Raw genomic sequence first — 20,477 nt, 5'->3', positions numbered from 1 at the left:
GCTGCCCATGACCGGCTTTCCCCGCTCCCCCCGGCTGACCCGCGCGGGGCTGGTGCTGATCGAGCCGGGCAGCGGCGCGGTGCGCCGGATCGTGGCGCTGCAATATGCCGCCGAGACGCTGACACGTCGGCTGAGCGCGCAGGCGGTCGAGGGCGAGGGCGCGCGGGCGCATCCGCTGCGGCTGACCGGCCCCGCGGTCGAGACGATCACATTCGAGGCCGAACTGGACGCGACCGACCAGCTTGAGTTTCCCGACAGCAACGCCGCCGCGGTCGAAACCGGGCTGTTCCCCGCGCTTGCCGCGCTGGAATCGATGCTGCACCCCACGGTCGCGCAGCTTGAACGCCAGGGCGCCCAGCGCCGCAGCGGCAGTTTCGAGATCACGCCCGCCGAGACCCCGCTGGCGCTGTTCGTCTGGAGCCGCAGCCGTGTGGTGCCGGTGCGGCTGGCCGAACTGTCGATCACCGAGGAATTCTTCGACCCCGCGCTGAACCCGATCCGCGCGCGGGTCAGCCTGACGCTGCGGGTGCTATCGGTGGCCGATCTGGGCTTCGACCATCGGGGCGGCGGGCTGTTCATGGCCTATCTGCAAGGCAAGGAGGCGCTGGCCGCACGCGCCGCCGCCGGGCAGCTGGGCGAATTGGGACTTGGGGGGCTGCCAGCATGAAGAACCCGATCCAGGCGATGTTCGAGGCGGGCATCATCGAGCGCACCGATTTCCCGCCCGAAAGCCGCTATCACGGCATCCCGACCGCGCAGGTCACCGGGCCGGACGGCCAGCCGGTGAGCTGTCTGAAACGCCGCCTCTCACCCCCGCCCGAAGAGTTCGCCCTGCGCCATCTGCGCGAGACCAAACAGGGCGAGCGACTGGACCGCATCGCCGCGGCCGAGACCGGCGATCCGGAAATGTTCTGGCTGCTGATGGATGCCAATGGCGCGCTCTGGGCCGAGGATCTGGAAGAACCGGAGACCGCGATCCGCATCACCTGGCCGCGCGGCGTGCCCGCGCCGCCCGAGGAATAGCGCCATGATCAAGGGCATCGACCTGACGCTGCTGTTCGGCCCGGGCATCCCGGTGCCCGCGCCTGCCTCGGTCGTCGATGCCCTGCAATCGGTCAGCATCGAGGACAATTCCGGCGAGACGCAAAGCGGCTTTTCGATGGAATTCGCAATCGACAAGGCCTCGCCCCTGAACACGATCTTCCTGCTGGCGGGCGGCTCGGCGCTGCCGATCCTGCGGGTGGCGCTGGTCGCGACCGTGAACGGGCAGGCCAGCACGCTGATCAACGGCGTCGTCACCCGCACCGCACTGACCCCCGGCACAGGCGGGGCGCCCGGCACGCTCAGCGTGCAGGGCAAGGATCTGACCGCGGCGATGGAGATCCTCGATTTCTCGGGCCTGCCCTATCCCGCGATGCCGCCCTTTGCCCGGGTCGCGATGATCCTGGCGAAATATGCCTGGCTTGGCGTGATCCCGCAGGTGATCCCCTCGGTCGAGGGGCCGCCGCTGCCGACCGAGCGCATCCCGCGCCATCAGGATACCGACTTGGCCTATATCCGCGCGCTGGCAGAGGCGGCAGGCTACACCTTCTTCATGAAACCGGGCCCCGCACCGGCCACCAGCTTTGCCTATTGGGGGCCAGAGGTGCGCATCGGCGCGATACAGCCCGCGCTGACCATCGATTCCGGCAGCCCCACCAATGCCGAGGAACTGCGCTTCACCTTCGACAAGGACGGCACCGAAATGCCGGTGGTCTTCATCCAGAACCGCGAGACCCGCGCGCCGATCCCAATTCCGATCCCCTCGGCGGTCCCGTTCCTGCCCCCCCTGGGCGCGATCCCGCCGCTGCCGCCGAAAATCCGGCGGCTGACCGACACCGCGCGGATGAACCCGATCGAGGCGCTGGCCCGCGGCTTTGCCCATGCCGCCCGCCATTCGGATGCGGTCACGGGACAGGGCCGGATAGACGTTCTGCGCTATGGCCGCATCCTGAAGGCACGCGGGCTGGTGGGGGTGCGCGGGGCGGGCATGGCCTTTGACGGGGTGCATTACGTCGCCAGCGTCACGCACGAGATCCGGCGCGGCAGCTATACCCAGGGCTTCACCCTGAAACGCAACGGGCTTTTGCCCACCCAGGCATCGGTGCCGGCATGACGCAACGCTATTACGGGAAATATCGCGGCACGGTGCTGAACAATGTGGACCCGATGATGATGGGCCGCATCCAGGCCATGGTAACCGATGTCTCGTCGGTGGCGCTCAGCAGCTGGGCGATGCCCTGCTTTCCGGTGGCGGGGCTTCAGACCGGATCGGTCGCGGTGCCGCCGATCGGCGCGGGCGTCTGGATCGAGTTCGAACAGGGCGATCCCGATCATCCGATCTGGTCGGGCTGCTTCTTCGGCTCGGCCGCCGAGGTGCCCGCGCTGCACCTGATGACGCCGCCCGCGCTGTCGGCACTGACGATGCAGACGCTGGGCCAGAACGGCGTCACCGTGACCGACCTGCCCGGCCCCACGGGCGGCATCGTCATCAAGACGACTGCGGGGGCCTCGCTGATCGTGAACGATACCGGCATCTACATCCAGAACGGCCGCGGCGCCTCGATCACGCTGATCGGCCCGACCGTCACCGTCAACAACGGCGCCCTGACCGTGATCTGAGGAGGAACGCCATGCCCGGACCCATCCTGCATCTTGGCGCGATCCTTACCTGCGCGCATGGCGGTCCGGCCACGCCCACCGCGCCCTTTGCGCGCGTCCTGGTCTCGGGCCAGCCGGTCGCGACCCAGCCCGGCCCCTGGGCGATCACCGGCTGCGCCGCGATCCCCTGCGTCACGGGCAGTTTCCTGGTCGCGGCAACGAGGGTCTTTGCGGGCGGCCAACCAGTGGTGCTGATGGACAGCGTCTCGACCACCACGCCCACGGGCGCGCCCATGGTGCCGGTGATGGCCCAGACCCGCGTGATCGGGAGTTGAGGCGATGCAGATCGACTTTCCCTATCATTTCGACGGATCGGAACGCACCGCACGCGCGGCCGAGGCCAAGCACATTCGCGACCTGATCGAGCAGATCCTGTTCACCAATCCCGGCGAGCGGGTGAACCGCCCCGATTTCGGCGCGGGCGTGCTGCAACTGGTCTTTGCCGCCGCCAGCCCTGAGGCCGCGGCCACCGCCGAATTCCTGATCCGCGGCGCGTTGCAACAGCATCTGGGCCAGCGCATCGAGATCGACGCTGTGGAAACCCAAGCCGAGGACGCCACGCTGCGCATCCGCATCGCCTATCGGCTGCGCGGCCGCGACGGGCGGGAACTGGCCGAGTTCGCGCTGGAGACGGGGACATGATCTATCGCTGCTGCCATCCCCGACGGCGCGAACTGGTTCTGGCGAACCCGCCGCTTAACGGCATCGACTTCCTCGAGGTTCTGGATGGCGAGGCCCCGCCCGGCACGCCGCGCCAGCGCACGCTCCTGCTGCGCTTCCTGCGCACGGCACCCGCCCTGACGCTGGACGATCTGGAGCTTTCGGGCGGCGAGCGGATCACCGGCGTCGGCCTGCTCTGGATCACCCGCGCCGACGCGCCCGACCCCGCGCTGGCCGAGCCGGGGCTGATCGCCCATCTGGCCACGCTGGACCCCGGGGCGCAGGCCGCGACGCTGATGATCCGCACCGACAGCCAGGGCGATCACGCGCGCTACCGGCTTCGGCTGACCCGCGCGGGCGACCCGCTGTCGCCACCCGACGGGATCGACCGGCTGCTGGCCGAGATAGACTTCTCGTTCAAGGTGGAATGCGCGACCGATTTCGACTGCGCGCCGCGCACCGATTGCGCCCCGGACACGCCCACGCCCCTCGCGATCAGCTATCTTGCCAAGGATTACCGCAGCTTCCGCCGCCTGATGCTGGGCCGGATGGCGCAGATCATGCCCGACTGGCGCGAACGCAATCCGGCCGATCTGGGCATCGCGCTGGTCGAGATGCTGGCCTATACCGGCGACCGGCTGAGCTATGCGCAGGATGCGGTGGCCACCGAAAGCTATCTGGCCACCGCGCGGCGGCGATCCTCGGTGCGTCGCCATGCCCGGCTGGTCGATTACCGCATGCATGACGGCGCGAATGCCCGGGTCTGGGTGCAGGTCCGCGTCACCGCCGACGTGACGGCCGAAGCCGCCGATCTGCAATTCCTGACCCGCCTGCCCGGGCTTGAGCCGGTGCTGACACCCGACCAGCGCGAGCGCGCGCTTGACCGCGACCCGCAGGTGTTCGAGCCGCTGCATGGTGGCACCTTCCGGCCCGGGCATAACCGGATCGACTTCTATACCTGGGGCAGCGACGAATGCTGCCTGCCCAGGGGTGCCACGCGGGCCACGCTGGCGGGCGATCTGCCCGATCTGGCGCCCGGCGACATCCTTGTGCTTGCCGAACGGCTGGGGCCGAGGACGGGGCGTGCCGCCGATGCCGACCCGACGCGCCGCCATGCGGTGCGGCTGAGAGCGGTGCAGGCGGGGCTGACCGACCCGCTGCCGCTGGAACCCGGCGCCGATCCCGCGCCGATCACCGAAATCCGCTGGGCCGAGGACGACGCCCTGCCCTTTGCGCTCTGCCTCTCGGCCCGGCGCGACGATGCGGCGGGCGGCGGGGTGGTGACCGGGGTCAGCCACGCCTTGGGCAATATCGTGCTGGCCGATCACGGCCGCAGCATCACGAACGAGCCGCTGGGCCGCGTGCCCGAACCGCATCTGAGCCTTGTGCCCGCGCCCGGGCCCGATCCCTGCACCCGCCCCGATCCCCGGCCGGTGCCGCCCCGCTTTGCCCCGCCTCTGGCGCTTGGCCCGGTGACGCAGGCCGCCGTGATCCGCGACAGCGTGACGGGCGATGCGGTGGCCTATGACCCGCTTGCCACCCGATCCGCCCATGAGGCGATCCACCAGCCGCTGGCCGCGCGCGCGCCCGCCGTCACCCTGACCGATGACAGCCCGGCCCATGACGACTGGCAGGCGCGCGCGGATCTCTTGAACTCCTTTGCCGGGGATCGCCATTTCGTGGTCGAGACCGAACGCGACGGCCGCGCCCGGATCCGCTTTGGCGACGATCTGAACGGGCGGCGGCCCAATGCGGGCACGGGGTTTGCCGCGCGCTACAGGGTGGGCAACGGCGCCGAGGGCAATGTGGGCGCGGGCGCGATTGCCCATGTCATCACCGGCAAGGGCGGGATCGAGGCGGTGACGAACCCTCTGCCCGCTACCGGCGGCCTGGGCCCCGAAACCATGGACGAGGTCCGCGCCGCCGCCCCCTTTGCCTATCGCCGCCAGGAACGCGCGGTGACCGAAGCCGATTACGGCGAGATGGCGCGGCGCCACCCCGACGTGCAGCGCGCGGTTGCCACCTTCCGCTGGAACGGGCATGGCCATACCGTCTTCGTCACGGTGGACCGCTTCGGCGGGCGGCCCGTCACGCCCGAGTTCCGCGCCGAGCTTGCCGAGTTTCTGGAACGCTACCGGATGGCGGGCTATGACCTTCAGATCGACGCGCCGCGCTTTGTCGCGCTGGAAATCGCGTTGTTCGTCTGTGCCGCGCCCGACCATTTCCGCAGCGAAATACGGCGCGAATTGTTGCAGGTGCTGTCCACCCAGCGGCTGCCGGGCGGCCGGACCGGGCTGTTTCATCCCGACAATTTCAGCTTCGGCGATCCGGTCTGGCTCAGCCGCATCCATGCCGCGGCGATGGGCGTGACCGGGGTCAGTTCGGTCAAGGCCACCCTGTTCCGCCGCCGCGGCACCACCAGCGCCAAGCCGCTTGAAGACGGCGTAATCCGCATGGGACGGCTTGAGATCGCGCAATGCGAAAACGACCGCAACTTTCCCGAACGCGGCGCGCTGACAATCACCATGGGAGGCGGGAAATGAGCGAGCCCCCGATCCGCATCGGCCATCCCGACCGCGCCGCCACCCCGCAGGATGCCTGCGGCTGCTGCGAGGGTGTCACGCTGTCCACCCCCCGCCCGGTCGAAAACCGCCCCGATCTGGGTGCGATCCGGACCCGGACCGGCCTGCATGGCGATTTCAAGGCCTCGATGCTGGCCCGGCTTGCGTCATCCACCCTGCCCGCGCTGACCCGGCTGGGCACGCGGGCGGATGACGATTTCACCATCGCGCTGATCGACGCCTGGGCGTCGGTGCTGGATGTCCTGACCTTCTACAACGAGCGCCACGCGACCGAAGCCTATATCGGCACCGCCACCGAGCGGTTCTCGATCGCCGAGATTGCTCGGCTGATCGGCTACCGGCTGCATCCGGGATCGGCCGCCGAAACCGATCTGGTCTTCCTGATGGAGGATCCGCCCGGTGCCGCACCCGATGTGGCCGAACTGACCATCCCCGAAGGCACCCGCGTACAAAGCACGCCCGGCCCGGACGAGACCGCGCAGGTCTTTGAAACGCTGGCCGATCTGGAGGCCCGCGTCGCCTGGAACCGGATGCGCCCGCGGCAGAACCGGCGCGTGACGCTGGCCGAGGGCCAGACCGGCACCTGGCTTGCCGGGCAGGCGACGGGACTTGCGCCCGGGGACGCGATCCTGATCGTCCACCCGCAACGCTTCGACAGCGGCTGGCCGGGGTTTTCCACCGGCTCGGCGCTTTGGGCGATGCGGCGGCTGACCCGGGTCGCGCCCGATCCCGCGCTCGACCGCACCTGGATCGAATGGGCGGGCGCGCTTGGCCCGGTCAGCCCCGCGGGCGAGGAGGCGCCCGTGCACCGACTTTATGCGCTGCGCCGTCAGAGCGCGCTTTTCGGCCATAACGCGCCGCATCCGGCGGTGCTGTCCTCGTCAACGCGCACGACCTTCGGCTATGTGGGGACGGCACCGGACAATTCGCCTTCGCCGATCACCGGCAGCAGCAGCAATGTGGGCGACTGGGATTTCGCCGGGCGCCAGCAGGACACGCGCATCGTGCTGGATGCCGTCCACCGCGAATTCACGCCCGGCGGCTGGGCGGTCCTCGGCAGCCCCGGCGCCGCGCCCCAGCTTTTCCGCATCGCCGCCCTGACCGCCGAGGCCGAGGCGCGCTATGCGATCAGCGGGCGCGCCACGGTGCTGACGCCGGACCGCACCGGCTGGGTCGCGGATTTCGCGGGCGATTACCGCCGCGTCGCAGTGCATGGCGGCAGCGAGGAACTGGCGCTGGCCGAAACGCCCGAACGCGATTTCCTGCATGGCGCCGAAATCGCGCTGGACGCAAGCGTGCCCGACCTGCCCGACGGCCGCCTGGTCTATGTGAAAGGCCGCCGCGCGCAGGTCGAGACCGCCGTTGCCCGGCTGACGGTGCTGCGCGCCGATGGCACGCTCGACAGCGTGGCGCGCGGCACGCGGCTGACGGTTCAGGCGGTCCTGTTCGCCCCCGCCGCGCCGCTGCTGGGCCTGTGGCTGGTCACCGATCCCGAGGGGCGGCTGGCCCTGACGCTGGCGCTGCGCGGCCAGTTGCCCGCAATTCCCGCGGACGAGACCAGCCCCGTGATCGTCCAGCGCCACCGGATCGCCGGTTTCGACCAGTCCGATCCGCTGCGCAGCGCGATCACGCTGGCAGACCCGATCCTGTCGCCCCTCGACCGGGCCAGCGCCGTGATCCATGGCAATATCGCCCGCGCCTCGCATGGCGAAGGGGCGTCCGAGATCCTGGGCGCGGGCGATCCGGCGCAGCCCTTCCAGCGCTTCGCGCTGAAACAGGCGCCGGTCACGCATCTGGTCGCCTCGACCGAGACAGGCGTCGCCTCAAGCCTGCGGATCCGCATCGACGGGGTGGAATGGACCGAGGTGCCCGACCTCTACCAGCGCGGGCCGACGGCGCGGGTCTTTGCCACGACGCTGGCCGATAGCGGCGAAACCACGGTGCGCTTCGGCGATGGCATCTCGGGCGCCCGGCCACCTGCGGGGCGCGACAATATCGCGGCCGAGTATCGCACCGGGCTGGGCCGCGCGGGCAATCTGCGGCCGGGGCAATTGTCGCTGGCGATCGACCGCCCGCTGGGGCTGAAGGAGGTGACGAACCCCGTTGCCGCCAGCGGCGGCGCCGATCCCGAAAGCGCCGAGGCCGCCCGGCGCAACGCCCCGATCCGCACGCTGACGCTGGGCCGGGTCGTCTCGATCACCGATTACCGCGATTTCGCGCTGGGTTATCCGGGCATCGCGCGGGCCGATGCGCGCTGGATCTGGCAGGGCGAAAGCCGCCGGATCGTCGTCACCGTCGCGGGCGAGGATGGCGCGGTGCTGCCCGCCCAGGGGCCGGTCCTCAAGGCGTTGCGCGACGCCTATCGCCGATATGGCGACCCGCTGGTGGGGTTCGAGCTGATCGGCCATGCACAGGCGCAGTTCCGTCTGGGGCTGAAGGTTGCGGTCGATCCCTCGCATGACACACCCGGCGTTCTGGCGGCGGTCGAGACGGCGCTTCGCGCGGCCTATGCCTTTGACCGGCGCGACTTTGCCCAGCCTGTCGCGCTGTCCGATGTCGCCGCCACGGCGCATGGCGTGGCGGGCGTGCGCGCGGTCGATATCGACCGGCTCTATCGCGAAAGCGGGCCGCAATCGACGCCGACCGATCACATGCTGCTTGCCGCACGCACGGGCCGCACGGGCAGCGACGGCACACCGCTTCCGGCCGAGATCCTGACCCTCTCGCCCGCGCCCTTCGACCATCTGGAGCCGATGCCATGACCCGCGTCACGCCAGAGGCGCTTTATGCGCTGCTGCCCGCGATCCACCGGTTGCGCGATGCCGACGAGGGCGGCCCGCTGGCCGCGCTGGTCGATGTGCTGGCCCGCGAGGGCGCGGTGGTCGAGGACAGCATCGAGCAATTGCTTGACGACCTGTTCATCGAGACCTGCGCGCCCTGGGCCGCGCCCTATATCGGCGGGCTGGTCGGCTACCGCACGCTGCACGCGGTCGAGGGGCTGGCGGCGGGCAGCCGGGCCGAGATCGCGAACACCATCGCCTATCGCCGCCGCAAGGGCACCGCCGCGGTGCTGGAACAACTGGCCCGCGACGTGACCGGCTGGCCCGCCTCGGCCGTCGAATATGTCCAGCGCACCGCCTGTTGCCAGCACATGAACGTCGCCCGTCCCGGGGCGCAGACCACCGCGAACCTGCGCAACCCGCTGGAGCTGGAACGGCTGGGCGGCGCCTTTGACAAGATGGCGCGGTCAGTGGATGTCCGGTCCATTGCCGACGGGCGGGGGCGGCGGGGCATCGGCGGGCGGCACAACCTGCCCAATATCGGCCTGCATCTGTGGCGGCTTCAGGCTATGCGTCAGAGCCGTGTGCCAGCGACGGCGGTGGATGAAAGGCGCTTTCTGTTCGATCCGCTGGGCGCGCCGCGCCAACTGGTCAACCGGCAGGAGGCCGAGCGCGAGATCACCGCGCTGGCCGGGCCGGTGAACGTGCCGGGCGCGATCACCCGGCGGATGCTGGACGCCACACCCGCCGCCTGGATGCGCGGCGATGCGCCGGGCGGGCTGCGCGCCCTTGACATCTTTGTGGGCGGTACGCCGGTGCCGGTTTCGGATATCGCCGCCTGCGATCTGTCCGATGACGGGGCGGGCTGGAACCATGTCCCCCATCCCCCCGATCCGGCGGGCAGCCTGCGGCCTGTACGCGTCGATCCCGTGCTTGGCCGCATCGCCTTTCGCGATCCGCCCGCAGGCGAGGTGCGGGTCAGCTTTCACACGGCCTTTCCCGGCCCCATCGGCGGCGGCGAATACAACCGCGCCGCCAGCCTGCCACCGCCTGCGGGCACGGGCAGGCTGATCCGCTTTCCCGAAAGCGGCCATGCCAGCCTTCAGGAGGCGCTGGACAGTATCGGCCCCGAAGGCGGCATCGTCGAGATCACCGAGAACGGCATCTTCCCCGCCCCTGCCACGATCCGCGCGCCCGAAAATGCCGGGATCGGGCTGCGCAGCGCGGACGGGGTGCGCGCGATCCTGCGCGGCAGCGATCCGATCACGATCAGCGGCGCGGCCCGGGGCCGCGTGACACTGAACGGGCTGGTGCTGGATGGTTGCGCGCTGGAGGTCGTGCCGGAGGCAGGCGTGTCGCTGGCCGCGCTCGATCTGGCGCATGTCACGCTGATCCCGGGGCTGTCCCTTAGCGATCAGGGCAACCCGGCCAGCCCCGGCGCGGTCAGTCTGCGGGTCACGGCGACGGGCGTTGCCATCGCCATCGCGCGCTCGATCCTTGGGCCGGTGCGGATGAGCGACACCGCCAGCCTGCGGCTGGAGGAAAGCATCCTGGACGCCGCCGCCGCCGATCCGGCCGACAGCCCCGCGGGACTGGCCATCGCGGGGCTTGCGGACAATTCCCCGGCGGGTGCGCTGACGATCCTGCGGGCAACCGTGATCGGGCGCATCCGGGCGCGCGCACTACCGCTGGTCTCGGATGCGATCCTGTTCGCCCGCCCCGCCAGCCCCGGCGAGGCGCCCGTGCGCGCCGAACGACGGCAAGACGGATGCCTGCGCTTTTCCTATGTGCCGCCGGGCTCGGTCGTGCCGCGCCGCTTTCGCTGCCAGCCGCAACTGGCCATCGACGAGGCCATCGCGGCGCGCGCCGCCGCAATCGGCGGGCCTGTGCCGCTGGCCGAACGGCACCTGATCCGCGCCCGCATCCTGCCCTGGCTGGTGCCGGGCTTCACGGCGCTGACCGCCAGCGCGCCCGCCTATGCGCAACTGCGCCGTTCCGCGCCGCCCGAAATCCGCAAGGGCGCGTCCGACGAGGGCGAGATGGGCGCCTGGCATCTGCTGCACCAGCCCCAGCGCGAGACGAACCTGCGCCTGCGCCTTGACGAATACCTCCGGTTCGGCCTCGAGGCCGGGCTGATCTTCGAAACCTGACCGAAAGGACCCGAGCGATGGGCGGCGATTACAGCAAGGACAGTTTCGACGCGCTGCGCGACTATGCCGGGGTGTTCCTGCAACAGGGCCGGCCGGTGCTGGATTCCGACTGGAACGAGATGGTGCGCGTGCTGGAACGGCGCATCCGGGCGGGCACGGTAGACACGATCGGCCGCGCGGTGGTCCCGCGCGAGACCGAAACCGGCTTTCACATCCGCCTTGCAGGCGGCGGGATCGAGATCGGGCCGGGGCGGCTTTACCTTGACGGGATGCTGGTGGAAAACCACGGCAATGCCGATTTCGCGCGGGCAGGCGACGGCCCCGCCCCGGTCTTCGACCGCGGCACCGGCCCCGCGACCGCCCCGCTGGGCGTGCTGGACGAGATGACATCGCCCCCCGAAGGCTATGTCGCCTACGGCGCCCAGCCCTGGTGGCCGACGCCCGAGGATCCGCCCCGGGGCGGCGGGCCGGTGCTGGCCTATCTGGTCGTCTGGCGACGCGAGGTGACGGCGCTGATCGACCCGACGCTTCTGGACCCCGCGCTGGGCGGGGTGGACAGTGCGACGCGCTGGCAAACGGTCTGGCAGGTGCGGCTTCTGGGCGGGATCGGCACGGGCGCGACCTGCGCCACGCCAGAAACCGCCCTTGCGGGCTGGGCCGCGACCATCGCGCCCTCGACCGCGCGGCTGAGCACGGACACCGTCGATGTCGAAGACCCCGAAGACCCCTGCCTCGTGCCGCCGACCGATGGCTATACGGGTCTTGAGAACCAGTTCTACCGCGTCGAAATCCATCAGGTCGGCGAGAGCGGCGCCCAGTCTGACGCCTGGTTCAAGTATTCGCGCGAGAATGCCTCGGTCGCGGCGGCCATCGACAGTTTCGCCGCCTCGGCCGACCGGATCACCGTGCGCAGCATCGGCCGCGACGAGATCCTGCGCTTTCGCGAAGGCAACTGGGTCGAGATCACCGATGATCGGCGCGAATTCGACCATCGCTCGGGCCAGATCCTGCGCATCGCCGCGGTGCGCGAGGACATGCGCGAGATCGAGCTGGAAGGCAGCATAGACCCCGACCTGATCCCCACCGGCCTTGATGGCGACACCGCGCGCGCGCGCCATTCACGGCTGATCCGCTGGGACCAGACCGGCGTGATCCGCAACAGCGCCGACAATTCCGTCTGGTGGGATCTGGACGCCGAAAACCCCGGCGCGCCGCCCGGCCTGATCCCGGTGCCGCCCGCGGGCACCGTGCTGTTGCTGGAATCGGGGATAACGGTTGCCTTCTCGACCGCGCCGGGTGCGGGGCGGTATCGCGCGATGGATGCCTGGCGGTTCCGCGCCCGCACCGCGGGCACCCAGATCGAGCGGTTGACCGAGGCCCCGCCCGACAGCGTCCAACGCCATTACTGCAAGCTGGCGGTGCTGCCCTCGGCCAATGCCGCGCCGGACGATTGCCGCATCTTCTGGCCGCCCGAGCCTGCCCAGATCCCTGCCGCCGAAGGCTGCGCCTGTTCGGTCTGCGTCACCCCCGAAAGCCATGCCTCGGGCGCGCTGACAATCCAGACGGGCATCGACCGCGTGGCGGCGGCAGGGGGCGGCACGGTCTGCCTGAACCCCGGCCGCTATGAATTGCGCGAAGCGCTGCGCATGGCGAACCTGTTCGGCGTCACGCTGAAGGGGCACGGGATCACCACGGTCCTGTCATTCCAGAACGCCGTCGGCGCGGCCATCGAGATCGACACCTGCATCGACATCCGCATCGAGGATCTGTCGATCATCGTTGCGCCCGAAAGCGCGGGGTCCACCGCGCCCGGCGCGGCCTCGGCGCATGGGCTCAGGGCGACGCATACCGCGACGATGGCGCTGCGCCGCCTGGCGATCCTGGTGCTGGCCTCGGGGCCGACACGGCAGGATCATGGCATCGTGCTCGAAGGCATCGTGATGGCCGCCAAGATCGAGGAATGCCTGATCGCGGCGCCGATGGGAATCGGCTCGGTCTCGGCCTTCGACGCGATGGGCGGCGGCGGGGTGGTCGCCGCGGTCGAGCCCCGCCCGGGCTGGCTGGCGCTGGCCGAATTGCGGATGCTCGACAACATCGTGTTCGCGGACAATGTCGGGCTGCGGCTGGTGGGCCTTGCCTTCAGCCTTGCAGGCACGACCATGGCGCGCAACGTCTTCTCGGGCTCGATGGCGGGGGTTGCGCTGAACTGGTTCGAACTGCCCACGGGCGGCGCAGCACTTGACGGCAACACGATCCAGTCCGAAGGCCCCGCCGCCGTGATCGGCGTGAACGACATCCGCCTTCAGGACAACGAGATCAGCGGCGGACCGGTTGCGGCTGACGGCATCTTCATCATGCCCAATGTGGTGCCCGAGGCGCCGATCTCGGCGCAACTGATCGGCAACCGCATTTCGGATCTGGGCGGCGCGGGCATCCGGATCGCGGGCCATTACGATGCCCTGCTGATCAAGCGCAACCAGATCCGGCGCTGCGGGCTGGCCGGGATCATGTCCCAACCGGGCTTTGACGGGCGCCATATCGCCATCGAGGACAACGTGATCGAGGAAATCCGCGGCGGGCCGAATGGCGTGGGCGCGGCGGGGATCGTCCTGCTGGGCGTGATCGAGGGGCAGGCGCGCGGCAACTCGATCCGACGGATCGGGCGGGAAATGCCCGATGGCTCGCAGAATGCCGGGATCGCGTTGCAGGGCGTCATCGGCATGGCGGTCGAGGGCAACACGATCTACGAGATCGGCCCCGACCGGGCCGAGGCGCGGGCCTGGGGCGTGCTGGTACGCCCGCCCTGGTTCCAGATGTCGATCGCCGATAACCGCATCGACGGCAGCACCGAACGGCGCGGCGAATTCACGGCCTGGCAGGCCATCGAGATCGGCGCGGAGGAGGATATCGCGCGGATCGGCGATGGCGTGGCGCTGCTCGAGGGGTTCACGGGTGCGATGGGGGCGGTCCCCGGCATCGACCGGCGCGCCATCGGCTATGCCGCCATCGACGGGCGGCTTTACGCGCTGACCCATTTCGACGCCTTCGAGGTGGCGCCGATCCTGCCGGTCCAGCTGGGCGTGGCGGGCAACCAGGTGATCCATTTCGCCCCGCAACTGGCCCCGGCCGTCACCATCGTCGCGCGCGGCACCGCCTCGGTCGATTTCAGCCGCAACCAGTGCGACCTGCTGGGCGGCGCGAACATCGCCGCACAGGTGATCGTCGTGGCCGAGCGGATCACCGCGGGCGCCAACAGCCTGCGCCACCCGCGCGATGCGGGGCTGTCGCTGCTTCTGGCAACGCGGGCGGCGGCCCCGGTGGGCAACATCACCTCGGCCGGCGTTCAGGTCACGCCCGCGGGGCTGCCCGCGGCCTTTGCCGCGCTCAACATCATCGCACCCTGAGACAGGAGAGGACGCATCATGGCCGACAGGATCGCCCGAGTGGCCCGCGAGCGCAGCCTGAAGACGCTTGCCCAGCGGCTGTTCGTGATCGAGGAGCCCGACGCCGAACGCAAGCTGCAACTGGCCGAAGCCGCGCTGTTGCGCGCCAACCCAGAGCTTGCCACGCCCGAAGGCTTTGCCAGCGGAAAGGCCATCGTCATCCCCGGCGATATCGGCCTGCCGCGCACCGACCGGGTAATCGCGGCGCGGGCGGATGCAAACGGCATACTGGACGAAACCGGCACCCGGCTGGAACTGGCGGGCAAGACGCTTTCGGACCGCTTCGTCGTTTCGGGCAAGGCCACCGAAGCCTCGCTGGCGCGGCTGGGCGACCGCGCCTTTGCCCAGCAGATGCGCCGGGTGCTGCCCGAAAGCGTCGAGATCGCCGCCAAGGCCCGCGAGGCGCTGGCCAAGCGGCAGGACGAGGACAAGTCCCGCGCCGAACGCTTCGCCAAGGCGCTGGACGAGGCGCAGGAACGGCTGGCCGCCCTCAGGGCGCTGGCCGAGCGCCAGCGCTGAGGGCGGCGCAGCGCCGTTACCGTCCGCCGTGCAGGCTGCCGCGCCCTTGCCCCGCCATGCCGCCCGAGACTTCCTCGGTCGCCTCGGAGGGCAGATCCTCGGGCAGCGCAAGGTTCAGCCCGATGGCGATCAGCGCGGCGGGCAGGATGCCGCTGGTCATCAGGATGCGCAGCGTCTCGGGCAGGTGCTGCACCGCCGAGGGTTCAAGCTGCAAGCCCAGCCCGACCGACAGCGCGATGGCAAAGATCACCATGTTGCGCCGGTTCCAGTGCACATCCGACAGCATCGAGACACCCGCCGCGACCACCATGCCGAACATCACGATGACGCCACCGCCCAGAACCTCGATCGGGATGGTGCGGATCAACGCGCCGACCTTGGGCACCAGACCGCACAGGATCAGGAACAGCGCGCCGATGGTGACGACATGGCGGCTCATCACCCCGGTCATGGCAATCAGGCCCACATTCTGGCTGAAGGACGTGTTGGGCAGGCCGCCAAAGACCCCCGCGACGGCCGTGCCGAACCCGTCGGCATAGGTCGCTCCCTGGATCTCCTTCTCGGTCGCCTCGCGCCCGGCGCCGCCCTTGGTGATGCCCGAGACATCGCCCACGGTTTCCACTGCCGAGACAAAGGCCATCATGCAGAAGCCCATGATCGCCGCCACCGAGAACTCGACGCCGTACTTGAACGGCACCGGCACCTCGATCAGGCCCGCCCGGCCCCAGCTTGTGGCGATGCCCTGAAAGGTCAGCATGCCGATGGCCAGCGCATAGACATAGCCGACAAGAATGCCCACCGCGACCGCCGAGACCGACAGCATCCCGCGGGCATAGAATTTCAGCCCCAGCGTCACGAACACCACCACCAGCGCCGCCGACCAACTGCGCAGGCTGCCGAATTCGGGCGTGCCCATGGCCGGAACGCCGCCCGCGGCATACTGGATGCCCACCTTGACCAGGGCGAGCCCGATCATCGTGACCACAAGCCCCGTCACCAGCGGCGGCAGCGCGAAGCGGATGCGCCCGATCACCGTGCCGAGGGCTGCATGGAACAGCCCGCCCACCAGCACGCCACCAAAGATCACCGGCAGCGCCTCGACCCCCTTGCCCGCGACCAGCGGGATCATGATCGGGATGAAGGCAAAGCTCGTGCCCTGCACGATCGGCAGCCGCGCGCCGACCGGGCCCATGCCGATGGTCTGGAACAGCGTCGCAATACCGGCAAACAGCATCGACATCTGGATCAGATAGGTCATGTCCGGAAAGCCCTGCGCGCCAGCGGCAGAACCGAAGCCGAAGCCCGCCGCCCCGGCCAGGATGATCGCGGGCGTCACGTTCGAGACGAACATCGCCAGAACGTGCTGGATACCGAGCGGCACCGCCTTGTAAAGCGCCGGGGTGAAATTCGGGTCGCGGAGCTGTTCCGGCGTCCCGATGGTGCTGTCTGCCATCGTCCTTCTCCCTGTTGTTGCGCGCCGCCCTTACAGGGTGACGCGGATGGGCCGGCCCAGGCTGTGCTCCTCAAGGTTTCCTCCAGCACCGATGCGGTCGATGACCGCAAAGAGGCCGGAGCCGGCAATCGGGCACAGAACGCCATGCCAAGTGTTCCGTGCGATGTTCACGCATTGATGCCCCTCGGCAACGAAGGCGCGGGCAATTCCGGGCGTTCCGCCCTGGTCTGGCGCGACAATCACCAGATATCGGCCGCCCTGCATCGGAATGAAGCATTGCGAGCCCAGCGGGTGACGTTCCAGAAGCGTGCAGTCATGGGGCAGGCTGCGGATCTCGGCCTGAAACAGGCTGAGCCCCGGCCGCCCATCGACGATGTCGAGCCTGGCCAGATCGGTAAAGCGGCGGCAGGCGCCCTCGTTGATCAGCCTGAAATCGCCCGAGGTTTCGATCACCTCGCCAAACGGGGCAAAGGCGTCGGCGGTCAGGGGCGCGGCCCGCAGGGTCATGCGCCGGGCAGCGCGAGCGCCGGATGGCGGTTCACGTCCTTGTACAGCAGATAGCGGAACCGCCCCGGCCCGCCCGCATAGCAGGCTTGCGGGCAGAAGGCGCGCAGCCACATGAAATCGCCCGCCTCGACCTCGACCCAGTCGCGGTTCAGCCGGTAGACCGCCTTGCCCTCCAGCACGTAAAGCCCGTGCTCCATCACATGCGTTTCCTCGAACGGGATCAGGCCGCCGGGCTGGAAGGTGACGATGTTCACATGCATGTCGTGGCGCAGATCATCCGGATCGACAAAGCGCGTCGTCGCCCAGCGGCCATCGGTGCCGGGCATGGCGACCGGGGCGATCTCGGCCTCGTCGGCAAAGAACGGCTCGGGCGCGTCGATGCCCTCGACCGCCTGATAGCGCTTGCGGATCCAGTGAAACCGCGCCGGATGCTCGCCCAGCGCCCTCAGCCGCCAGCCGCAGCCGGGCGGCAGATAGGCATAGCCGCCTGGCTCGACCAGATGGGCAATCTCGCCCAGCGCGATCTCGACGGCGCCCTCGGCCACGAAGATCACGCCCTCGGCGCCCGGATCGGGCTCGGGCGCGTCGCTGCCGCCGCCGGGTGCCACCTCCATCACATATTGGGCAAAGGTTTCGGCAAAGCCGGTCATGGGCCGGGCGATGATCCAGGCGCGCGCGCCCCGCCAATGCGGCAGGTTCGAGGTCACGATATCACGCATGACCCCCTTGGGGATCACCGCATAGGCTTCGGTAAAGACCGCGCGGCCGGTATGCAGCGCCGCCTGCCCCGGCAGTCCGCCATGGGGCGCGAAATAGGGGGGATGGGTCATTGCGGCAGCATCTCCTTCAGGCGGTGAAGCGCGATCCGTTCGACCTGGCGGCAGGCTTCGGCGAATTCCTGATCGGCGTCGTTCTCAAGCCGCCGTTCAAAAGCCGCAAGGATCGATGCCTTGTCATGGTCGCGCACGGCGATGATGAAGGGAAAGCCGAAGCGCGCGGTGTATCGGGCGTTGAGGTCCTCGAACCGCGCGCGCTCCGCGTCGGTCAACGCATCGAGCCCGGCACTGGCCTGTTCCGCCGTCGACTCCGGCGTCAGCCGTCTGGCCTGCGCCAGTTTCCCCGCAAGGTCAGGGTGGGCGCGCAGAACGGCCAGCCGCCGATCCGCATCCGCCATCCGGAACACCCGGGCCAGCGCGTTGTGCAGCCCGACAGCGCAATCATGCGCGGGGCCAAGTTCCAGCCCATGCGCCCCCTCGGCAATCCAGGGCGAATGTTCGAACACGCCGCCAAAGCGGTCCACGAACCGCGCGCGGTCCATCTGCGAGGGGCGTTCCCAGACCACCGGCGGATGGGTCGCGGCCCAGTGATCCGCGATGTCGATCCGGCGCGCGACCCACACATCGTCATGCTGCGCGACATAGTCCAGAAACCGCGCCAGCGCCGCCGCCCGCCCGGGACGGCCCACCAGCCGACAATGCAGCCCCACCGACATCATTTTCGGCGCGCCCGCCCGCCCCTCGGCCAGCAGGACATCGAAACTGTCCTTGAGATATGCGAAGAACTGGTCGCCCGAATTGAAGCCCTGCGGCGTGGCGAAGCGCATGTCGTTGGCGTCCAGCGTATAGGGCACGATCAACTGGTGCCGATCGCCAAAGCTCATCCAGAATGGGAGCTCATCGGCGTAACTGTCTGCCACATAGGCAAAACTGCCATCCTCGGCCGCCAACCGCACGGTCTGCATCGAACAGCGCCCGGTATACCAGCCGCGCGGGGCGGCGCCGGTCACGGCCTGATGCAGGCGCTTGGCCTCCTCCATATGGGCGCGCTCGCCGGCCTCGGGGAAATCCTTGTACTCTATCCATTTCAACCCGTGGCTGGCGATCTCCCAGCCAGCGTCCTGCATCGCCGCCACCTGTTCGGGGCAGCGCGCCAGCGCGCTCGCCACGCCATAGACCGAGACCGGCATCCCCCGTTCGGTGAACATGCGGTAGAGCCGCCAGAACCCCGCGCGGGCGCCGTAATCATAGATCGTCTCCATGTTCCAGTGGCGCTGGCCGGGCCAGGCAGCGGCGCCGACGATTTCCGACAGGAACGCCTCGGACGCCGCATCACCATGCAGCAGGCAATTCTCGCCGCCCTCCTCGTAATTGACGACGAACTGCACTGCCAGGCTGGCGCCGCCGGGCCATTTCGGGTCGGGGGGCGTCGGCCCATGGCCTCGAAGATCGCGGGGGTAACGGGTCACGATGAACCTCCGGTTGCTACACTTTCGCATATTCCAAGAAGGCCGCCCGCGTCTTTCAAGGAAATCCTGAAAGTGTTTCCGGCGCGGGGGCGTTTATCCTGCGCGCAGGCTCCGGCATGACCGGGGAAACGGCAAGGGAAGGTTCACATGCCCGGATATCTGACGACCCATGTTCTGGACACGGCGCGCGGCTGCCCGGCGGCGGGGCTGCGGATCGCGCTTTACCGGCTGGAGGGCGAGACCCGCACCAGGCTGGTCGAGATGCTCACCAATGAAGACGGGCGCACCGATGCCCCGATCCTGCCCGCCGACGCCTTTGCCCCCGGCAGCTATGAACTGGTGTTCCATGCGGGCGATTACCTGCGCGGGCTGGGGCTGGCGGCGGATTTCCTCGACGTGATCCCGCTGCGCTTCATCATGGCCGAGACCAGCCATTACCATGTGCCGCTGCTGCTCTCGCCCTATGGCTATTCCACCTATCGCGGCAGTTGAAAGACCCGCTCGCGGGCGCGCAGCTCGGCGCGGATGCGGTCGGCCATGAACTCGATGAACAGGCGCGACTTGGGGTCCTGGTTGCGCTTGTGCGGAAACAGGCAGGCCAGTTGCGCATCGGGGGGCGGGGTCGATTCGCAGACCGGCACCAGCGCCCCCGAGGCCAGATGCTCGGCCACGTCGAACACGGGTTTCATCACGATCCCCCGCCCGTCCAGCGCCCATTCCGTCAGCACATCGCCATCGTCGCAGGCATAGGGCCCCTTGATGTCGAAACGCTGCGGCCCTTCGGGCGTGCGCAGCGTCCAGCGGAATTCGGTCGAGCCGGGAAAGCGCAACAGCAGGCAGTCATGCCCTTGCGCCGCCAGATCCGCCCCCGCCTGCGGCATCCCGCGCCGTTCGACATAGGCGGGCGCGGCGCACAGAACCCGCGGGCAATCGGCCAGCATCCGCACCCGCAGCCCCGAATCGGACAACTCGCCCAGCGCGAAGCTGACATCCAGCCCCTCGCCCGTGACGTCCACCTTGCGATCCGACAGCCGCAAACGGACATGCACCTCGGGGTATTTCTCGTGAAATTGTACCACGTTGGGCGCGATCAGCCGCCGCCCCACCCCCAGGGGCGCGGAGACGAAGATCGAGCCGCGCGGGTTCAATGTGACCTCGTGCACCGCCGCCTCGGCCTCTTCCAGCGCCTCCAGCACCTTGACCGCCTTGGGGTAGTAGATGCGGCCCTGCTCGGTCGGCTGGATGGATCGCGTCGTGCGCACGAACAGCCGTATCCCCAGATGCCGCTCAAGCTCCGCGATCCGTGACGACGCCACCGCCGCCGAGACCTGAAGATCGCGCGCGGCGGCGGACATGTTTTCCAGTTCGTAGACGCGCACGAACATGCGGATAGTGTTGATGCCGGTCATGGGAACATTCTTCGGCTTTTCTTGAAACT

Annotated in this window: 17 protein-coding genes; 12 read left to right on the top strand and 5 right to left on the bottom strand. The window is 69.3% G+C overall.

The window, feature by feature from the left end:
• Positions 1 to 7 precede the first annotated feature (7 nt).
• From GH815_RS03350 to GH815_RS03300, 11 genes are read left to right on the top strand one after another with little or no spacing between them, the layout of a single operon-like run.
• Positions 8 to 667 carry a hypothetical protein gene (locus GH815_RS03350; RefSeq protein WP_153747338.1) on the top strand — a complete coding sequence of 220 codons (660 nt, stop codon included), beginning with the start codon at positions 8 to 10 and terminating at the stop codon, positions 665 to 667.
• On the top strand, positions 664 to 1,023 hold the full coding sequence (locus tag GH815_RS03345; protein WP_211365036.1) for a hypothetical protein: 360 nt from the start codon (positions 664 to 666) through the stop codon (positions 1,021 to 1,023). Before GH815_RS03350 ends, GH815_RS03345 begins: the two co-directional genes overlap by 4 nt.
• Before the next feature lie 4 nt (positions 1,024 to 1,027).
• Positions 1,028 to 2,155, top strand: a complete 1,128-nt coding sequence (locus GH815_RS03340) for a hypothetical protein (RefSeq protein WP_153747337.1) — start codon at positions 1,028 to 1,030, stop codon at positions 2,153 to 2,155.
• On the top strand, positions 2,152 to 2,661 hold the full coding sequence (locus tag GH815_RS03335; protein WP_153747336.1) for a phage baseplate assembly protein V: 510 nt from the start codon (positions 2,152 to 2,154) through the stop codon (positions 2,659 to 2,661). The genes GH815_RS03340 and GH815_RS03335 overlap by 4 nt, the downstream gene beginning before the upstream one ends.
• Positions 2,662 to 2,672: 11 nt before the next feature.
• Positions 2,673 to 2,975, top strand: coding sequence for a hypothetical protein (locus GH815_RS03330; RefSeq protein WP_153747335.1), 303 nt, complete (start codon positions 2,673 to 2,675; stop codon positions 2,973 to 2,975).
• 4 nt (positions 2,976 to 2,979) lie between these two features.
• Positions 2,980 to 3,342 carry a GPW/gp25 family protein gene (locus GH815_RS03325; RefSeq protein ID WP_153747334.1) on the top strand — a complete coding sequence of 121 codons (363 nt, stop codon included), beginning with the start codon at positions 2,980 to 2,982 and terminating at the stop codon, positions 3,340 to 3,342.
• Positions 3,339 to 5,903 carry a putative baseplate assembly protein gene (locus GH815_RS03320; RefSeq protein WP_153747333.1) on the top strand — a complete coding sequence of 855 codons (2,565 nt, stop codon included), beginning with the start codon at positions 3,339 to 3,341 and terminating at the stop codon, positions 5,901 to 5,903. The genes GH815_RS03325 and GH815_RS03320 overlap by 4 nt, the downstream gene beginning before the upstream one ends.
• Positions 5,900 to 8,704 (top strand): putative baseplate assembly protein, encoded by a 2,805-nt coding sequence (locus tag GH815_RS03315; RefSeq protein WP_170290282.1) that lies wholly within the window; start codon positions 5,900 to 5,902, stop codon positions 8,702 to 8,704. Before GH815_RS03320 ends, GH815_RS03315 begins: the two co-directional genes overlap by 4 nt.
• The gene (locus tag GH815_RS03310) at positions 8,701 to 10,872 is read left to right on the top strand and encodes a hypothetical protein (RefSeq protein WP_153747331.1); all 2,172 of its coding nucleotides are present in this window, start codon (positions 8,701 to 8,703) and stop codon (positions 10,870 to 10,872) included. Before GH815_RS03315 ends, GH815_RS03310 begins: the two co-directional genes overlap by 4 nt.
• A 17-nt stretch (positions 10,873 to 10,889) precedes the next feature.
• Positions 10,890 to 14,276, top strand: coding sequence for a DUF6519 domain-containing protein (locus GH815_RS03305; protein WP_153747330.1), 3,387 nt, complete (start codon positions 10,890 to 10,892; stop codon positions 14,274 to 14,276).
• A gap of 18 nt (positions 14,277 to 14,294) precedes the next feature.
• Positions 14,295 to 14,834 carry a hypothetical protein gene (locus GH815_RS03300; protein ID WP_153747329.1) on the top strand — a complete coding sequence of 180 codons (540 nt, stop codon included), beginning with the start codon at positions 14,295 to 14,297 and terminating at the stop codon, positions 14,832 to 14,834.
• A gap of 16 nt (positions 14,835 to 14,850) precedes the next feature.
• Here GH815_RS03300 and GH815_RS03295 read toward each other — a convergent pair whose 3' ends face one another.
• Genes GH815_RS03295 through puuE form a run of 4 tightly spaced genes read right to left on the bottom strand, consistent with a single transcriptional unit; the run spans position 14,851 to position 19,039 of the window.
• Positions 14,851 to 16,287 (bottom strand): uracil-xanthine permease family protein, encoded by a 1,437-nt coding sequence (locus GH815_RS03295; RefSeq protein WP_153747328.1) that lies wholly within the window; start codon positions 16,285 to 16,287, stop codon positions 14,851 to 14,853.
• A gap of 30 nt (positions 16,288 to 16,317) precedes the next feature.
• Positions 16,318 to 16,794 (bottom strand): ureidoglycolate lyase, encoded by a 477-nt coding sequence (locus GH815_RS03290; RefSeq protein WP_153747327.1) that lies wholly within the window; start codon positions 16,792 to 16,794, stop codon positions 16,318 to 16,320.
• Entirely contained in the window at positions 16,791 to 17,624 is an 834-nt protein-coding gene (locus GH815_RS03285; RefSeq protein ID WP_153747326.1) for a bifunctional allantoicase/(S)-ureidoglycine aminohydrolase, read from the bottom strand. The genes GH815_RS03290 and GH815_RS03285 overlap by 4 nt, the downstream gene beginning before the upstream one ends.
• The gene (puuE, locus tag GH815_RS03280) at positions 17,621 to 19,039 is read right to left on the bottom strand and encodes an allantoinase PuuE (RefSeq protein ID WP_343030639.1); all 1,419 of its coding nucleotides are present in this window, start codon (positions 19,037 to 19,039) and stop codon (positions 17,621 to 17,623) included. The genes GH815_RS03285 and puuE overlap by 4 nt, the downstream gene beginning before the upstream one ends.
• Before the next feature lie 147 nt (positions 19,040 to 19,186).
• Here puuE and uraH point away from each other — a divergent pair, with 147 nt between their 5' ends.
• Positions 19,187 to 19,531 carry a hydroxyisourate hydrolase gene (gene uraH / locus GH815_RS03275; RefSeq protein ID WP_153747324.1) on the top strand — a complete coding sequence of 115 codons (345 nt, stop codon included), beginning with the start codon at positions 19,187 to 19,189 and terminating at the stop codon, positions 19,529 to 19,531.
• On the opposite strand, the gene GH815_RS03270 is transcribed toward uraH, so the two are convergent.
• A complete protein-coding gene (locus GH815_RS03270) occupies positions 19,516 to 20,448 on the bottom strand; it encodes a LysR family transcriptional regulator (RefSeq protein ID WP_153747323.1) in 933 nt (310 codons plus the stop codon). The genes uraH and GH815_RS03270 overlap by 16 nt on opposite strands.
• Positions 20,449 to 20,477: the final 29 nt, after the last annotated feature.

The sequence above is a fragment of the Rhodovulum strictum genome (assembly GCF_009649175.1).
In the GTDB taxonomy this organism is placed as follows: Bacteria; Pseudomonadota; Alphaproteobacteria; order Rhodobacterales; family Rhodobacteraceae; genus Rhodovulum; species Rhodovulum strictum.
This window is presented reverse-complemented; position numbering and strand designations above follow the sequence as displayed.

Coding starts and splice junctions, on each gene's coding strand:
- GH815_RS03345 (WP_211365036.1), top strand. CDS start 664: ATGAAGAACCCGATCCAGGCGATGTTCGAGGCGGGCATCATCGAGCGC.
- GH815_RS03270 (WP_153747323.1), bottom strand. CDS start 20,448: ATGACCGGCATCAACACTATCCGCATGTTCGTGCGCGTCTACGAACTG.
- GH815_RS03340 (WP_153747337.1), top strand. CDS start 1,028: ATGATCAAGGGCATCGACCTGACGCTGCTGTTCGGCCCGGGCATCCCG.
- GH815_RS03315 (WP_170290282.1), top strand. CDS start 5,900: ATGAGCGAGCCCCCGATCCGCATCGGCCATCCCGACCGCGCCGCCACC.
- GH815_RS03295 (WP_153747328.1), bottom strand. CDS start 16,287: ATGGCAGACAGCACCATCGGGACGCCGGAACAGCTCCGCGACCCGAAT.
- GH815_RS03290 (WP_153747327.1), bottom strand. CDS start 16,794: ATGACCCTGCGGGCCGCGCCCCTGACCGCCGACGCCTTTGCCCCGTTT.
- GH815_RS03310 (WP_153747331.1), top strand. CDS start 8,701: ATGACCCGCGTCACGCCAGAGGCGCTTTATGCGCTGCTGCCCGCGATC.
- GH815_RS03320 (WP_153747333.1), top strand. CDS start 3,339: ATGATCTATCGCTGCTGCCATCCCCGACGGCGCGAACTGGTTCTGGCG.
- GH815_RS03325 (WP_153747334.1), top strand. CDS start 2,980: ATGCAGATCGACTTTCCCTATCATTTCGACGGATCGGAACGCACCGCA.
- GH815_RS03330 (WP_153747335.1), top strand. CDS start 2,673: ATGCCCGGACCCATCCTGCATCTTGGCGCGATCCTTACCTGCGCGCAT.
- uraH (WP_153747324.1), top strand. CDS start 19,187: ATGCCCGGATATCTGACGACCCATGTTCTGGACACGGCGCGCGGCTGC.
- GH815_RS03335 (WP_153747336.1), top strand. CDS start 2,152: ATGACGCAACGCTATTACGGGAAATATCGCGGCACGGTGCTGAACAAT.
- GH815_RS03285 (WP_153747326.1), bottom strand. CDS start 17,624: ATGACCCATCCCCCCTATTTCGCGCCCCATGGCGGACTGCCGGGGCAG.
- GH815_RS03305 (WP_153747330.1), top strand. CDS start 10,890: ATGGGCGGCGATTACAGCAAGGACAGTTTCGACGCGCTGCGCGACTAT.
- GH815_RS03300 (WP_153747329.1), top strand. CDS start 14,295: ATGGCCGACAGGATCGCCCGAGTGGCCCGCGAGCGCAGCCTGAAGACG.
- GH815_RS03350 (WP_153747338.1), top strand. CDS start 8: ATGACCGGCTTTCCCCGCTCCCCCCGGCTGACCCGCGCGGGGCTGGTG.